The organism is Reichenbachiella sp. MALMAid0571 (assembly GCF_040151475.1).
GTDB lineage: Bacteria > Bacteroidota > Bacteroidia > Cytophagales > Cyclobacteriaceae > CAXBNB01.
The window spans coordinates 72559-87783 of record NZ_JBDKWG010000111.1 but is presented as its reverse complement, the minus strand read 5'-3'; the positions used below and the strand labels follow the sequence as shown (position 1 = coordinate 87783).

The following is a 15225-nucleotide window of genomic DNA, read 5'->3' as shown; positions in this document are numbered from 1 at the left end:
AAACATCAATGGAAAAGAAAAATATTGACCGCAGGCATTTTCTAAAAGCTTCGGCATTGACAGGTGTATTTTTAGGATTGACTCCAGGTTCTTTGAAATCCAATGACAGGGAATGGGTGAAAGAAGAACTGGAGAGAATGTCTGCACCAAAGAAAGCATTAGGCAAGTCAGTAATGGGATTGACTGTTGATCCTATAGACCAATTGAAGGTGGCATTCATTGGTGTTGGAAACAGGGGGAGTAGCCATGTGGAAAGAATGCAGGCATTGTATCCCAAGGCAAAAGTTACTGCTATATGTGATATAAGGGAAGAGCGGGCCAAAGAATCTGCCGATTTCCTCAAAAAGAATGGACAAAAAGTAGCGGTCTATACGGGCAAGGAAGAGGCTTGGAAAGAGATGGTCAAGCGAGATGATATTGACTTGGTATTGATAGCCACTCCGTGGAAAGACCATACGCCGATGGCAGTATATTCCATGCAACAAGGCAAGCATGTGGCAGTCGAGGTGCCTCTGGCCTATACTCTGGAAGACTGCTGGAAACTGATCAATACAGCGGAGGAAACCCAGAGGAATTGCATGATGCTGGAAAACGTGTGTTATGGAGACGAGGAACTCTGGATACTGAATATGGTGAATGAAGGTGTATTTGGCACACTGACTTATGCTGAGGCTGCCTACATTCACAATTTGAAAGCAGGACTATTCAATGACAAGTACTACCAAAAGTGGCGTATGACACATCACTTGGCTACAGACGGCAATTTGTATCCTACGCATGGCCTGGGGCCTGTGGCACAATACATGGGAATAGGAAGGGGAGACCGTTTCGATCATCTGGTGTCCATGAGTTCATTGCAGGTGGGGCTTACTGAGCTATCAAAAACTGTGGATTCCGATAACGAGTACTACAACCGTACAGACTTTGCTCATGGCGACATGAACAACTCCCTGATCAAAACCAATAATGGAAGATCGATCTTATTGCAACACGATGTGGTTACTCCCAGACCTTACAGCAGAATCAATGCTCTGGCAGGAACTAAAGGGTACCATGAAGGCTACCCAAGCCGGTTGGCTTTGAAAGAAATAGATGATGGGCATGAATGGGTTTCTGAATCGAAATACAATGAAATGCGTGAGCGGTTCAAGCATCCGATATGGGAAAAGCTCAAAGAAGAAATAGCCAAAAACAATGGTCATGGAGGAATGGATTTTGTGATGACCTACCGCCTTGTGGATGCCTTCAACAAGGGTATAGCATTGGATATGGATGTGTATGATGGAGTAGATTGGTCTGTGATAACTCCCCTGAGTGCAACTTCCGTACAACTCGGAAGTATAGCTGTAAAATTCCCTGACTTCACCAGAAACAACTGGAAAAACAAGAGAGAACTGGGGATGCTAAAGAAGTAAGCGAGTTGGTTTGCAAAGAAAATGAAGGTGCAGTTTCACTGATAGAGGAGTTGTTTTATTCGTGGCTGAATAAAACTATTGCACTTTGCAGGTAGAGTTTTTTGGCTATCAAGCTTGCATTTCTGTTTTTACTTTAGAGCAGAAATCCAAGAAAATTCTAAAAGAACTTAAGTGAGATGTTTCCTGTTCTCTTTCAATTATGTTATTCAAATAGTCTAATTCAACAACTCCGTTTGGTTTGTTTTTGGAATATCGTATATTTCTTTCTCTAAGAAATTCCTTACAATATTCAGCATGAAATTGAGAATGAGTATTAAAACTAGGAAATTTTTCCATTATTTCAGGGTCATCTTCTTTTACGTTATAAAACTTTACGTATTGTAATAATTCAGAACTTTGGGGATTGGATTTATATATTTTTCTATTACCCAAAAACCAAGTCTCAATGCATTTGTTTTGAGGAATTATTACAAGTTCAGAATTGATTAGTTTTATGTTGTTGCTATCTACAAAATTATTAACTTCTATTATTCTTTCATCCACAGTGGATTCATCTACGTCTAGGACAATAACTAGATAGTCGTAATTTCCATGTTCATTTACTTCCTCAATCGAGTTTTTTAAATGGTTATGGAGTAAAGCTGGAAATCCATTTCCATTAAATAGATAATAGTTATCATTTTCTGATTCAAATGCCCACTCAACTCTTGATAAATTTGGCAATAGATGGTTTAACCAAGCAGCATAAACTTTTTTTTCGGTTCTTCTACCTTCAACGATAAAATAGATGTTCATTATTCTAATCCAGTTTGATATTGATCCAATTGAATCAGTTGCATAAAAGCATCGTGTTTAGATTTACCAATCTTGTATTCATCCGGATTGTGGGTATTAACAACTCCTTTTGTGCGTGTTACCAATTTCCAGTTTGAATAACCTATGTTATTTATAATATAGGGATGATGACTAGTTAATATAAATTGAATTTGTCTTTGAGAAGATAAAATGTCATTTGTTAATTCATTTATACAATTAATCCCCAAGCTGTTTTCAAATTCATCAATTAAAAACACACTACCCTCGCTGCATAAATATATTTCACTAATATGCATTAAACTAATAAACATTCCAGACGAAATATTTCCTTGCTTTATCCACTTGTCAACACCAAATTCTTTTATTTGTATAAATGGATACTCTTTGAAAAAAAAAGGTATATTATCTTCGTCTTCATAATCCATAGGTTCTACTTTGACATCTTCAACTTGAGGGAAAATGTCAATATATCGCTCCTTAATCGTAGCAAAGGTTTTTGGCGTGTTTTTGTAAGCCAAAAATAGCTTTATCCTAATGTCCTCTTTACTTTCTTGAATTGATTTGAGTGACTTATTTGTTTTTAAAAGTTTTTGAGTGTCAGAAAATTTTATACGGTAAGCTTCTCCTGTAGAGTCAGTTTGATCACTATATATTATTTTCCCGAATCCCTCAAAAGCAGGTTTAATCAAATCCTCCTCTTTTAGTAGGTGTATAATACTTTGTTGGTTAGGTAGTTTTACTGTTTTTGCATTGTTAAATATTATTGAGTCTTTATTTCTTATAACAATTATGTTGCCGTCAATCTTTAAATTTTCGGATACTATTGAGGGTTTATTTCTTTTTAAATCATCATCATCGTCATCAGAAAAATCGATATCTCCTTTATTTTCAAATTCTCCGTCCCATTCAAATTTTTGCCCGCTTAGGGTTTCAAATACTATGTTCCATTTTATACCACTAATTGATTTTCCATCAGCAATTGATTTTAATCTCATAATAGATTTCAATATCTGAGTCTTTCCTACACCAGATGCACCTACTAACAGGGTTAAGTTATCAAAATTTGCACTCTTTAAACTCCATTTAAGAGCATTATCTTGATAAGTAAGATTTAATATTTTCATTTTTTTTATGCTTTCGGTCAAATTTAATGAATTTTAACTTTAGTCTGATAAAGTAACTTTCCAACACGATCGATATGAGCTGCCAAATCTTTATTGTTAAGGTCGGTATAGCTCAATACATCGAAGTGGTAAGGCATGGTGGTGTCTTCGTTGAGAATGCCAGCTATGGTCAAAGCAATATTGAAATCCGCTTCCTGTCCTTTAATGGCTATGTCAACATCACTTCCATTCCTATGGTTTCCTTTGGCACGGCTGCCAAAGATCAGTGCTTGCTCTACTTCTTGAAAACCATCCAAAATAGAAACAATTTCTGCTATGTCTTTGTCTTTTAGGCCAAACATCTACATTTCAGGTTTTAGTCTTTGGTACAGTTGCTTCAGCAAAGGATAGTAATTTCTTATAATCAAATCTACTACTTTGTCTGCAAGTGCTTCATCGTAAGTATGCGAAGTTAGGTTACGGTTTTTTAGGGCTTCAAGCCAACTGTGTCCATCTGTAATTATACCTGTTTCAAATGCTTTCTTTATGCTGTCTCTAGGAAAGTGTACATCCGAAAGTCCCTGTTCTGCCAAATAATCCTTGAGTACATTCCACGACAGTTCAAAACTGATTTCAAAAAATTGAATCAATCCTGCCTTTTGAGTGAAATCGAGGTTTGGTATTTGTATCGTTTGCTCCAAAAAGTGTAACGACTTCTCGAAATTTGAGAATCGTTGCTTCCACCTAATATCTTGTTCACTCATATGGCTTAACCGATTATAAATCACTTACAAACGAGATGTATCATCATAATCCTGAGATGGAAAAGTAAATCAGGATAATTATACTACCCTAAATTAAACGATTTTTAACTGAACTGAAACTTTTGATTTCAGTATCAATAGATATTTGAGATTCCTATTTCCTAATAATTCAAATAGATGTTGTTTGCATTGGCGATAAATTGCTCTTTGTTTGAGTCGTTCACAAATACGAAATACAGGTCACTTTTTTCCTTACTTGCTTTCACAGGAATGGAATATGTTTTATGGCTTTCCTTTTTCAAGTCATAATAGCCAACTTTCATTTCCCCTATTACATCACCGTCTTTACTGCCTTTTTTCACGAGTACCTTTCCTTTGTAATCATAATTGCGGCTATAATAGACTGACAAATCAACAGATTTAAGCCCTGTGAGTTGTACTTCTTTAAATCCAAAGTATCTGCCATTGGTGATATTGCCCAGTAGCCGCTGGCCTCCTGCATCCCAGGTAGAAACATCAGGGCCTTTTATGTCTGCATCTTCCGCTTCCCGATAGAGCGACTTAAATATTTTCTGATCCTGTGCCGTGATAGAAGTGATGTTGCCATTTCCTTTGTCGGTATAGGTTGCAGTCAGGATATACACGCCATAGTTGTCTCCTTTTTTATGTTGATCAAACGTTAAATTGCCCTCTAAAGGTAGAGACGGTGAATCGTCTTTTTTCAGAGAAAGAATATAGCTTACCATTTCTTCCACATCTTCTTTTTTGAGCGTGGGATGTGCTGCCATTGGTGCATCTCCCCATACGCCGGAACCGCCTGCCATTACTTTGGCAGTTAAGTAGTCCTTATCCTTTTCTGTGTATTTTTTCGCCACATCCATCAAACTTGGCCCACTTATTTTTTCATTGATAGCGTGGCAAGCCTTGCAGTCAGAGCCCTCCATCAGGGTTTTTCCTTTGGAAGAGAGTGTAGGTTGGTGTCCTTTTGTCTCTACTATAAAGTCTTTGCCTTCTGGTAAGTAGGTTAGCGTCACTTTTACATCTTTGGAATTGATATCACCAGATTCTGAACTGCCATCTTCTTTATCTTCTACTACTACTTTATATTTTAACTTGATATTTTTAGAGAAAGTCAGGTTGTCAGACTCTATGTTTATTTTAACAGAAGGAGGGGCATTGCCTGCTATTATTTCATGGGAAGTACTGGAACTTTCCCCTTTGTTGTCTTTTACCGTAAGTTTTACCTTGTAAACACCAGGTTTGTTGAAAGTAAACGAAGCATTTTCTTCAGTAGATTGTACTTGTTGGCTGTCAAACATCCATTCGTATGTGATGGGGTCTTTTTCCAGATCTTCTGAACTTTTTGCCGAAAAACTTATTGTTAACGGTACAGCACCTACTATTTTGTCTGATTCTATTCTTGCGATCGGTGCACGATTGCCCCTGATGTATTTTATTTTATTCAACCTTGCATCCAAATTTTTTGCCACCCATTTTTCGCCATATTCTAAAATGTACAATTCACCATTTTTGCCATACACCATGTCTATCGGATTGTTGAATCTTGAATTAGGCATAAAGGGTTCTGCTTTCTTGAAGTTGTGATTCTCATCGAAAGTGATCACATAGATCCAGTCTCTGATCCAATCGTAGAAAAGCAGTTTTCCATTGAAATAATCTGGAAATCCTTTTTCGTTTACTTTATACATATCTGAGTAAAAAACCGGGCCAGCCATTGGATTTTTTCCACCAGTTCCTACCCATGGAAATTCTTCTGATTTGTCATAAGAATACCAGATAAATGACTTTTGAGCAGGAGGCAGGTTTTCCAGACCAGTATTATTGGGAGAAGTATTTTTTAGATTATTTGGATCGAAAGGATACAATGACTCTTCTTTTTCAAAGTCATATTTGAAATAAGGCTTATTGTCGCCTCTGGTGTATGGCCATCCCCAGTTGCCGGCATGTCTGGCCTGATTCAATTCATCCAGACCTTTTGACCCACGTTTTGGGTTGTTTTTTCCTGCATCCGGCCCCACATCTCCCCAATATAGAAAGCCCGTTTTTTGATCAATGGAAATCCTGAACGGATTCCTTAGACCCATGGTGTAGATTTCAGGACGTGTTTTTTCTGTTCCCACTGGAAAAAGGTTTCCTTCGGGAATAGAATATGTGCCATCTGCTTCAGGTTTGATCCTTATTATTTTTCCACGCAAGTCGTTGGTGTTTGCTGCTGATTTTTGTGCATCCCAAAGTGCTCTACCTTTTTGTTCATCACTTGGAGAGTAGCCTGATGATGCAAAAGGATTGGTGTCATCTCCGGTAGAAAGGTAGAGTAATCCATCAGGGCCAAATTCAATCGAACCTCCTGAATGGCAGCAATCCCTGATGTTTGGTATAGTTAGCAATACCTTTTCTGTTTCCAGGTTTATTTTATCTGTAAATTCAAATCTGGATAATTGCTGAATTGATTCACCTCCCAAAGGACTGTAATAAATGTAAATCCATTTGTTGGTTTCAAAATTAGGATCCAATGCCATTCCGAGCAATCCGTTTTCACCTGTCGTTTCAACATTTATCTTATTTACGGTAGTAAGTTCTCCGGTCGAAAGATCATATACCATTACTGTTCCTATTCTTTCTATGAACAAAATTTTGTGGTTTGGAAGGTATTCCAGTTCCATAGGCTCTTCCAGATTTTGTATTAATACCGTTCTCACAAATCGGTTTTCTTGTGGCAGACGGTCTGATGTGGCTTTGGAATAATCTTTCGCATTTTTTCCTATAGCATATTGAATGCCACCCACTAAGTGTTGTAGGAACAACGGCTCTTCAAATGTTTCATTGGTGTGTCCAAATTCTGTGTAAAATGCCCGGCCTCCATCATAGTTGTGGTACCACGCCATAGGATGGACGTTACCATTGTCTCCTCCTTCGTAAGAAGATTCGTCTATTTCGATTAATACATTAATGTCCTTATTGATTTTTTTGAAATTGTACCACTCGTCTGATCGAACCCACTCGTCAGGTAGCATAGAGGTGGAGGGATGGTTTTTGTCTATTATTTTCAATGTTGCCTCCTGAACGCTGGGGTGTCCTTTAAAGTATGCGCCAACCAGTTTGTTGTACCACGGCCATTCGTACTCCATATCGGAAGCGGCATGCACTCCAACGAATCCACCTCCTGATTGAATGAATCGTTCGAAATCTGCTTGTTGGTAGTAGTCCAATACATCTCCGGTCGAGTTTAGAAAAACAACTGCCGCATAGTTTACTAATGAGTCTTCTGAGAAGTAATCAGCATTTTCAGTAACTGTTACTTTAAAACCATTTTCGATCCCCAGTTTTTCAATCGCTTTTTGTCCGGCTTCTATAGAACCATGCCTGAATCCTGACGTTTTAGAAAAAACAAGCACGTTGACCTCCTTTTTGGATGAGCAGGAAAACAGGGTGAAAATAGAAAATACAAATAGAACAATGTAGTTTTTGAGGTTCATATCGAGAGTATGTAATTAGATTTTGTTAGTGTTTTTATAGCACTATCCTTTCATCAGGATCGCATCTAACAAAGATTGAAATAGAATTATATCTTTTGGTGAAAAATGATACTTCAATAGTTCGTCACTTAATTTTTAGAATACTTCAATTTGAGTTGTTGATGGAATTGTTGAAATGAATTTGTTAATTTAAGTTTCTATTTTAAAGACTAAAAAAACAAAGTAGTGATGAAGTAAGTCAAGAAATTCTTCGTTGACTATAGCTTTCTGAAATATTATTTTAATTTCATATTATGACAAAGAGGCAAATAAAATGGGGTGTGATCAGTACGGCTAAGATAGGTTGGCAAAAGGTGATTCCTGCAATGCAAAAATCAGAATTGGGTAAAATAGTAGCTATTGGTTCTGCTAATACAGAAAGGGCTCAGGAAATTGCATCGGAAAATGATATAGACAAGGTGCATTCGTCTTATGAAGACCTGATCAATGATCCTGATATTGATGCGGTGTATAATCCACTACCCAATCACATGCATGTAGAATGGACTATAAAAGCACTACAAGCCGGAAAACATGTATTGTGTGAAAAACCCGTTGGTTTGAATGCTGGTGAAACAAGAATGCTTCTGGATGAAGCTGTGAAGCACCCCAAACTGAAATTGATGGAGGCTTTTATGTATAGGTTTCATCCTCAGTGGTTGAAAGTAAAAGAGCTTTTAGGTAAGAATGCGATAGGAGAAGTGAAAACTGTTAATACTTTTTTCTCCTACTACAATGTTGATACAAGCAATATCCGAAACCGTGTAGAAGTGGGAGGTGGAGCAATGATGGATATTGGGTGTTATTGCATTTCTCTACCAAAGTTTGTGTTTGGTAAAGAGCCTTTAAGAGTCACAGGTATCATGGAGCGTGATCCGGAATTTGGTACAGACCGAATGGCTTCAGCGATTCTGGCTTTTGGTGAAGGAAAGACTTCTACATTTACTTGTGCCACGCAGTTGATTCCCTACCAGCGATGCAATATATATGGAACGGAAGGTGTCATAGAAGTGGAAATACCTGTAAATGCACCGCCGGACAAACCATGTAAAGTTTGGTTGCGCACCAAAGAGCACGAAGAGTTATTCATACTTGCTGCGGCAGATCAATACACGCTGGAAGCGGATGCTTTTGCCAAATGTATTTTGGATGATACCGATATGCACGGCTATATGAATGATGCATTAGGAAATATGAAAATAATTGATGCCATAGTGTTGAGTTCGAGAGAAGGCAAGTGGGTAAGTCTTTGATTGGTAAAACTTATTTATTGAGTACTTTAATTTAACTTGTTAAGTAAGTCAATTACTTGTTATTTAGATATCGATTCTTAACATGTTGTTTTCTCTAATTTTTGGGTTGGAGTGTTTTTAAATGCTACTCTTGCCTTTCCTGGTGGGCAGGTGTAGCATTTCACCAAATATACGATCCCATTTTTCAGGTTTAAAAGGTTTCCATCCTGCACATGGATAAAAAGTGAGTTCACCTACGTAAATTTTATTCTGAACGATATAAAAATCTGTTCTGACGTATATAAAATTTTCAGAAAGTTTTGCAGCCAGTTCTAATATGTCACCCATCTTTTCTGGTTTTTTAACTGGTGTAGCCGGAGGGTCTGTCCACTCGCAATCCAGATAATTCCACTCCAAATCGTACATACCACTTTTCATATCTCCAAAACGCCCGGAATCTATAGTTATGAAACCAGGTTTTCCGTTGAAACAATGAACCCTGATATCGTCGGGGAATTTCTTTTTACTATCAATCAAAAAATGCTCAACAATTATTCGTTTTTCTATGTTTTTGTATGACCATTGCCTGTGGGGAAAGAAAAAATTTATTTTTAATTTTCTTTTCAGCTTTTCCCTTATGGACTTCCAGTCTGCCTGATTTTTATCTTCAATTACTATAATTCCACCACTGTCGTGATTCGTTTTAATAATTACCGGATAGTCAGGAAGAGTTTCCGAATTGATTTTTTCAGGGTCTTTTGTTTCAAAAACCAAAGGAACCAAGTGATCTGCACCTACTTTTTTTATTATATAATTGCGAGCCAGATATTTGTCAGTACAAATAGTGTGGAGAGGTGTTCGGTCATTCAATTTCAACCATTGAATTTTTTCGTTTAAGGTTTTGGGATTGTTGAGGTTGACTTTGTAACCTAAGAATCTTTTAGAATGTCGCTTTATAAAGGCTTCATCAGATAGAAATAGCTGGCAATATAGGAGGTAAGTTTTTTTTAAACTTTTAACTAACCAATTCAAATCTTAGGTTTTTGGAATTATAAAGATATAAAGACACGTTTTTAGTATCTGCAAATATGAGTTATTAAAAATAAAATGCATTGATGAGTAGTTTGAATTCTTGATCAAAAATTGACATTTACAGTATTTCAATCTTATTGTTTTGTATTTGGTTGAATAGCCACTAATTTTAGTACCTATTCAAAACAGAATTACAAATGGCTAATAAATATATCAGTATTGAGCACATAAAGTTTTTATTGTACAACGTGCATAATGTACAGGAGCTTTTTGAAAAGGACTATTTCTTCGAATATTCACAAGAATCGGTCGATATGATGATTGATTCAGCTAAGGATTTTGCGGATAAGGAGCTCTTTCCATTTTTCACAGAAATGGATAGACAGGGGGTGAAGTATGAAAATGGAAAGGTGCAGGTACATCCACAAGTGTATAAAGTTTTGAGCGAACTTGGAGCTTCCGGATGGATCAATGCGTCTCAGGCTTTCGAATCCGGGGGTATGCAGTTGCCCGGTATGGTTGGGAATATGGTAGAGACTATTTACATAGCGGCAAATAGTTCTGGGATCGGATATACCATGCTCACCGCAGGGGCGGCTCGTTTGATTACCACATTTGGTAATGATAGCCTTAAGGAAAAGTATGCGACTAAAATGTGCGCAGGAAAATGGCAGGGGACTATGGCACTTACCGAGCCTCAGGCTGGTAGTTCTTTGTCTGATATCACAACCAAAGCAACGAGAAATTCTGACGGTACTTTCAATATATCAGGGCAAAAGATTTTTATTTCAGGTGGCGATTATGAAGGGGTAGAAAATGTAGTCCACCTGATGCTTGCGAAAATTGAAGGAGCTCCAATTGGAGCACGAGGGATTTCTCTTTTTGTTGTTCCTAAAAGGAGACTGACCGATGCGGGTTTGGAACCCAATGATGTTACCACGGCAGGTGTTTTCCATAAAATGGGACAGAATGGCTATGTGACGACACACTTGATGATGGGTGAAAAAGATGATTGTGTCGGGTACTTGGTTGGTGAAGAAAATCAGGGACTGAAATACATGTTTCAAATGATGAATAGCGCAAGGATAGAGGTTGGAGCAACAGGTGTGGCAATAGCTTCAGCAGCTTATTATGCTTCATTGGAGTACGCTCAGGAGCGGTCACAGGGTAGAAACCCCGCATCAAAAGATCCTGTAGATGAGCCAATATCTATTCTGAACCATGCAGATGTTCGACGTATGCTGTTTGCACAAAAAGCTATGGTAGAAGGTTCTATGAGTCTTTTGGTTGAATGTTCGAAGTGTGAAGATTTGGTGAAAACAACTGATGGTGAGGAACGGGAGAACTGGTATTTATTATTAGAATTGTTGACACCAATAGTCAAGACATTTCCTACAGAAAAAGGCATAGAATCTGTGAGCAACGGGTTACAATGTCTGGGGGGATATGGATATTGTGTGGATTTTCCTTTGGAACAATTATACCGAGATATTAGGATTACGACATTGTATGAGGGTACTACTGGCATCCAGTCTATGGATCTTTTGGGTAGAAAAATTATGTTGAATGAAGGAAAGGCTGCAAAGCTTTTGTTCGTTGAAATAAACAAGACGATTGATCAGGCCATTAAATATGACAGGTTAAAAGCACATACAAAATCATTTCATGATTTGTTTGGTCAATATCAGGAAGTGATACTAAAGCTGGTAAGCAAGGCGCAAGATGGTAAAGTCGAAGAGTTTCTTTCAGACGCCAATTTGTTTATGGAATTAAGCGGCATTGTAGTTATGGGCTGGCAATGGCTCAAACTTGGAGTGGCTTCTATGGAATGTATTAATGAAGGTTCTCAATCATTGGATTTTTATGAAAGTAAACTTCAAACGCTCAGGTATTATTTCGCTTATGAAATACCTAAATCCATCGGACTTATTACCAGACTGTTGGATGATGAAATCATTACAATCAAAGGAGAAAAGGAATATTTGATATAGTATGAGTTCTTAAAGCTAAAACTTTAAGCTCATTGATATCTTATCAAATTCTTCGGGTGTATTGGCATTTTTGAGCACTTGTTCATTTTCCAGTCTCACCAATTCTATATCCGAATTGATAAGCACTTTTCTTGGGCAGGAATACCCTAAACTTAGGAAATACAGCATTCTTGAATAGGCTCTTGGTTCCCAAATAGTAATCAAAGGTTCAGGGAAATCAGTTTCAGAATTGTAAAAGGCTGTTGCCAGTTTTGAAGGATTTCTTTTAGAAATTAAATATTTTAAAGTATTTTCATTCAGAAATGGTTGATCACAGGCAGTCACTAGCCAGGCAGCATTTGGATCTTTTTGAAAAGCAGATAATATTGCCCCATAGGGACCCAATCCTGAATAAACATCTTCAATTGTTTTTACATCTTCTGAAAGTTCTTCCGATTGATCAGGACGGATGGATAAGTAACTTTCGCTTGTTAACCCGGATAACAGATCATTCATATATAACCGTTGTTCTTTTCCATGATAATCTATTTTTCCTTTGTCTCGGTTCATTCGAGTGCTTTTTCCTCCTGCGAGCACAAGTCCTTTTAACGGGGCAAAGTTGGTAGTAAGTTGATTGGCAATAAACTGAGTAATGCTACCAGTTTCATCTATACTCAAAACGGGTAGGTTTTCTACTATTCCTTTTAAATAATCCGGAATAGTAGTCTCATCATCAATCAAAAGTACCAAGGCCACATTGGTCAGTTTTTCCAGCTTCTTTTCCAGTGGTTTCTTTGGGTCTATTACAATAATTTGCTTTTTGGCTTTAAAATGATTCCCATTCACCAACACTAAATCTTGAGATGAAAAGTGTTGTCGGTAATCGTATTCATTTAAAGATTGGGATGTGTCAAATCTATGAAAGTTTATTTTGTCGATATATTCTAAAGACGCACCGTATTCCAGAGCACAGTTCGAGTTATGAGCATTTTCATTGGCACTTTTATGATCTGCATCAACATATCCTATTTTGTAATCAGTCGAAAGGTTAGAGATGATATCAAAAGCAAGTTTTTTAATATTGCCACAAGGTGTTCCTAAAATGGAATACTCATTTTTGTGAAAGTTACCGATATCCAATCTTGTAATTTTCGCATGTTTGATATGATTCTTCATTTATTAGAAATATAAAATAAATGTATAATTAATTGGTTCTGTTGAAGTCATTTTTACCGCCCGATTTTGCCATAAGTTTCGTTTCTTTTATGACTATATTATGAGAAATGGCCTTGCACATATCATAAATTGTAAGAGCTGCTACAGAAGCACCTGTTAATGCTTCCATTTCCACTCCGGTTTTAGATATCACAGAACATGTACAGTCTATAATTACGTCATTACCATTAGTATTGATTTCAAAATCACAACTTTCCAGCCCGATAGGGTGGCAAAGAGGAATTAGCTCTCCGGTCTTTTTAGCAGCCATTGTTCCGGCTATGATTGCTGTTTGAAATACAGGCCCTTTTTTTGTCATTATTTCACCTTCATTGAGAAGTTTTGTTATTTCTGTGGTGAGTTGTACGATAGATTTGGCTCTAGCAATACGTTTGGTTGTTTTTTTCTCAGAAACATCTACCATCGCCGGATTGTTTTTGGTGTTGATGTGAGTCAATGTATTTTGATCGGGATTGTCCATGCTAAAGCCTATGTGAAATGTGTCCTAAAAGTTGAAACAGTTTAAATTGCTTGTAAAATATAAAATTAGAAAAAAATGCTATGATAAGTGCTAAAGAAGCCATTGATATTGTTTTGTCTAATACCACCAATTGGGGAAACGAGGAAGTGTCCATTGAATTTTGCATAGGTAGAGTACTGCAGGAAGACATAGTTGCTGACAGGGATTTTCCACCATTTGACAGGGTGACCATGGATGGTATTGCAATAAAGTTTGAAGATTTTGAATCCGGTATCAGAGAGTTCGAAATTACAGATATGCAGACTGCCGGAGAGGGACAAAAAGTGCTTATAGGTAAAGGGATTGGTCATGAGATAATGACAGGGGCAATATTGTCAGCCAATGCTAATGTAGTTGTGAGGTATGAGGATCTTAATATTAGCCTGAAAGGCGAAAAAAAATATGCAGAAGTTAACTTTCAGGGCTTAACTCCTTGGAAAAATGTACATAGACAAGGAACCGACCGTAAAAGCGGAGATTGTTTGATAGAGAGGGGAAGAATGCTTTCGGCTTCTGATGTGGCAGTTTTAGCGACAGTAGGTAAAGAGAAAGTGCTTGTTTCGAGATTGCCAAAAGTTGCCATAATATCTACAGGAGATGAGTTGGTAGAAGTAAATCGAATGCCTGAGGGTCATCAAATCAGGATGTCAAATTCCGTTATGATTCAAGCAAAACTCAACGAAATGAAGATTGAAAACAAACGGTTTCATTTATTGGACGACTATGATGATTTGCTGTCAAAAGTTGGAGAAATACTCAATAATTTTGATGTCTTGTTAATAAGTGGAGGAGTTTCTAAAGGCAAGGCTGATTACATCCCTGAAGTGCTCAATCAGCTTGGAGTAGAAAAACTATTCCATAGAGTTGCACAACGTCCGGGGAAACCATTTTGGTTTGGAAAAAAGGAAGAGAACAGATTTGTATTTGCACTTCCAGGCAATCCTATTTCAACATTTATGTGTTTTACAGTTTATTTTCTTCCATGGCTGCAAAAATCTATACAAGTTAGTAGTCAGAAGCAATTGTATGCTGTTTTGGATGAGGATTTTAATTTTGAGCCAGAGCTTACTTATTTTTTGCAGGTAAATTGTCAAGTCAGTGAAAGTGGAGTTTTGATTGCGTCACCCAGAGAAGGAGGAGGATCCGGAGACTTGTCTAATCTGGTAAAATCAAATGGTTTTTTGGAGTTGTTGCCAGATCGGAATTTATACAGAAAAGGTGAACGGTTTAAGGTTTGTATGTTTCAGAATTTTTAGCATAAATTTCTTCGCTTTTGTCAATCTTAAATGGATTGAAAGAAATAGTGTTTTCCTTACAGCCTAAAAAGCTCATAAAGAAAATATACATCGAAAGGCATATCCAGAACTTCAAATGTTTATTTATTTTCATATTCCAATATTAAATATAACTAAACTAAGCAAATATACAACAGTATCAATTAACACTTATTGTGCCAGAAGAATATTTTTTTAATAAATAGACTGAATAATACCAAGAAGGTTTAATTGGCTAAGAGGTATTTTGCGAAAAGTTAAAAATGAGTTTCAATAAGATGCTATGTTTTTGAAGGTTCGGAAAAACATTCTTCACATATTGAGAAAATGAAAATTTATTTTAATGAA

At 37.0% G+C, this 15225-nt stretch carries 12 protein-coding genes; 4 read left to right on the top strand and 8 right to left on the bottom strand.

What is annotated here, in order from left to right; translation table 11 throughout:
* Window positions 1-8 precede the first annotated feature (8 nt).
* A complete protein-coding gene (locus tag AAOP42_RS06545) occupies window positions 9-1415 on the top strand; it encodes a Gfo/Idh/MocA family protein (protein ID WP_349527674.1) in 1407 nt (468 codons plus the stop codon).
* A gap of 108 nt (window positions 1416-1523) precedes the next feature.
* Here the strand turns inward: AAOP42_RS06545 and AAOP42_RS06540 are convergent, their stop codons facing one another.
* From AAOP42_RS06540 to AAOP42_RS06520, 5 genes are all read right to left on the bottom strand, one after another.
* Complete coding sequence (locus AAOP42_RS06540) at window positions 1524-2210, bottom strand: hypothetical protein (protein WP_349527673.1); 687 nt, start codon at window positions 2208-2210, stop codon at window positions 1524-1526.
* Window positions 2210-3355 carry an AAA family ATPase gene (locus tag AAOP42_RS06535; protein WP_349527672.1) on the bottom strand — a complete coding sequence of 382 codons (1146 nt, stop codon included), beginning with the start codon at window positions 3353-3355 and terminating at the stop codon, window positions 2210-2212. The genes AAOP42_RS06540 and AAOP42_RS06535 overlap by 1 nt, the downstream gene beginning before the upstream one ends.
* A 23-nt stretch (window positions 3356-3378) precedes the next feature.
* Window positions 3379-3696: a nucleotidyltransferase domain-containing protein gene (locus AAOP42_RS06530; RefSeq protein WP_349527671.1), complete on the bottom strand. Its 318-nt coding sequence runs from the start codon at window positions 3694-3696 to the stop codon at window positions 3379-3381.
* Window positions 3697-4098, bottom strand: a complete 402-nt coding sequence (locus tag AAOP42_RS06525; protein ID WP_349527670.1) for a nucleotidyltransferase substrate binding protein — start codon at window positions 4096-4098, stop codon at window positions 3697-3699.
* 161 nt (window positions 4099-4259) lie between these two features.
* Window positions 4260-7595, bottom strand: a complete 3336-nt coding sequence (locus AAOP42_RS06520; protein WP_349527669.1) for a ThuA domain-containing protein — start codon at window positions 7593-7595, stop codon at window positions 4260-4262.
* A 293-nt stretch (window positions 7596-7888) separates the two neighbouring features.
* Here AAOP42_RS06520 and AAOP42_RS06515 point away from each other — a divergent pair, with 293 nt between their 5' ends.
* A complete protein-coding gene (locus AAOP42_RS06515) occupies window positions 7889-8887 on the top strand; it encodes a Gfo/Idh/MocA family protein (RefSeq protein WP_349527668.1) in 999 nt (332 codons plus the stop codon).
* A gap of 117 nt (window positions 8888-9004) precedes the next feature.
* Here the strand turns inward: AAOP42_RS06515 and AAOP42_RS06510 are convergent, their stop codons facing one another.
* Complete coding sequence (locus AAOP42_RS06510; protein WP_349527667.1) at window positions 9005-9898, bottom strand: ATP-grasp fold amidoligase family protein; 894 nt, start codon at window positions 9896-9898, stop codon at window positions 9005-9007.
* Window positions 9899-10095: 197 nt separating this feature from the next.
* Here AAOP42_RS06510 and AAOP42_RS06505 point away from each other — a divergent pair, with 197 nt between their 5' ends.
* Entirely contained in the window at window positions 10096-11889 is a 1794-nt protein-coding gene (locus AAOP42_RS06505; protein WP_349527666.1) for an acyl-CoA dehydrogenase family protein, read from the top strand.
* 15 nt (window positions 11890-11904) lie between these two features.
* Here AAOP42_RS06505 and AAOP42_RS06500 read toward each other — a convergent pair whose 3' ends face one another.
* Together AAOP42_RS06500 and moaC are read right to left on the bottom strand one after the other, a co-directional pair.
* Window positions 11905-13044, bottom strand: coding sequence for an NTP transferase domain-containing protein (locus tag AAOP42_RS06500; protein WP_349527664.1), 1140 nt, complete (start codon window positions 13042-13044; stop codon window positions 11905-11907).
* A 28-nt stretch (window positions 13045-13072) separates the two neighbouring features.
* Window positions 13073-13564 carry a cyclic pyranopterin monophosphate synthase MoaC gene (gene moaC, locus AAOP42_RS06495; protein ID WP_349527663.1) on the bottom strand — a complete coding sequence of 164 codons (492 nt, stop codon included), beginning with the start codon at window positions 13562-13564 and terminating at the stop codon, window positions 13073-13075.
* An 80-nt stretch (window positions 13565-13644) separates the two neighbouring features.
* Between moaC and AAOP42_RS06490 the strand changes: the two genes are divergently transcribed.
* The gene (locus AAOP42_RS06490) at window positions 13645-14859 is read left to right on the top strand and encodes a molybdopterin molybdotransferase MoeA (protein ID WP_349527662.1); all 1215 of its coding nucleotides are present in this window, start codon (window positions 13645-13647) and stop codon (window positions 14857-14859) included.
* The last annotated feature ends 366 nt before the right edge of the window (window positions 14860-15225 follow it).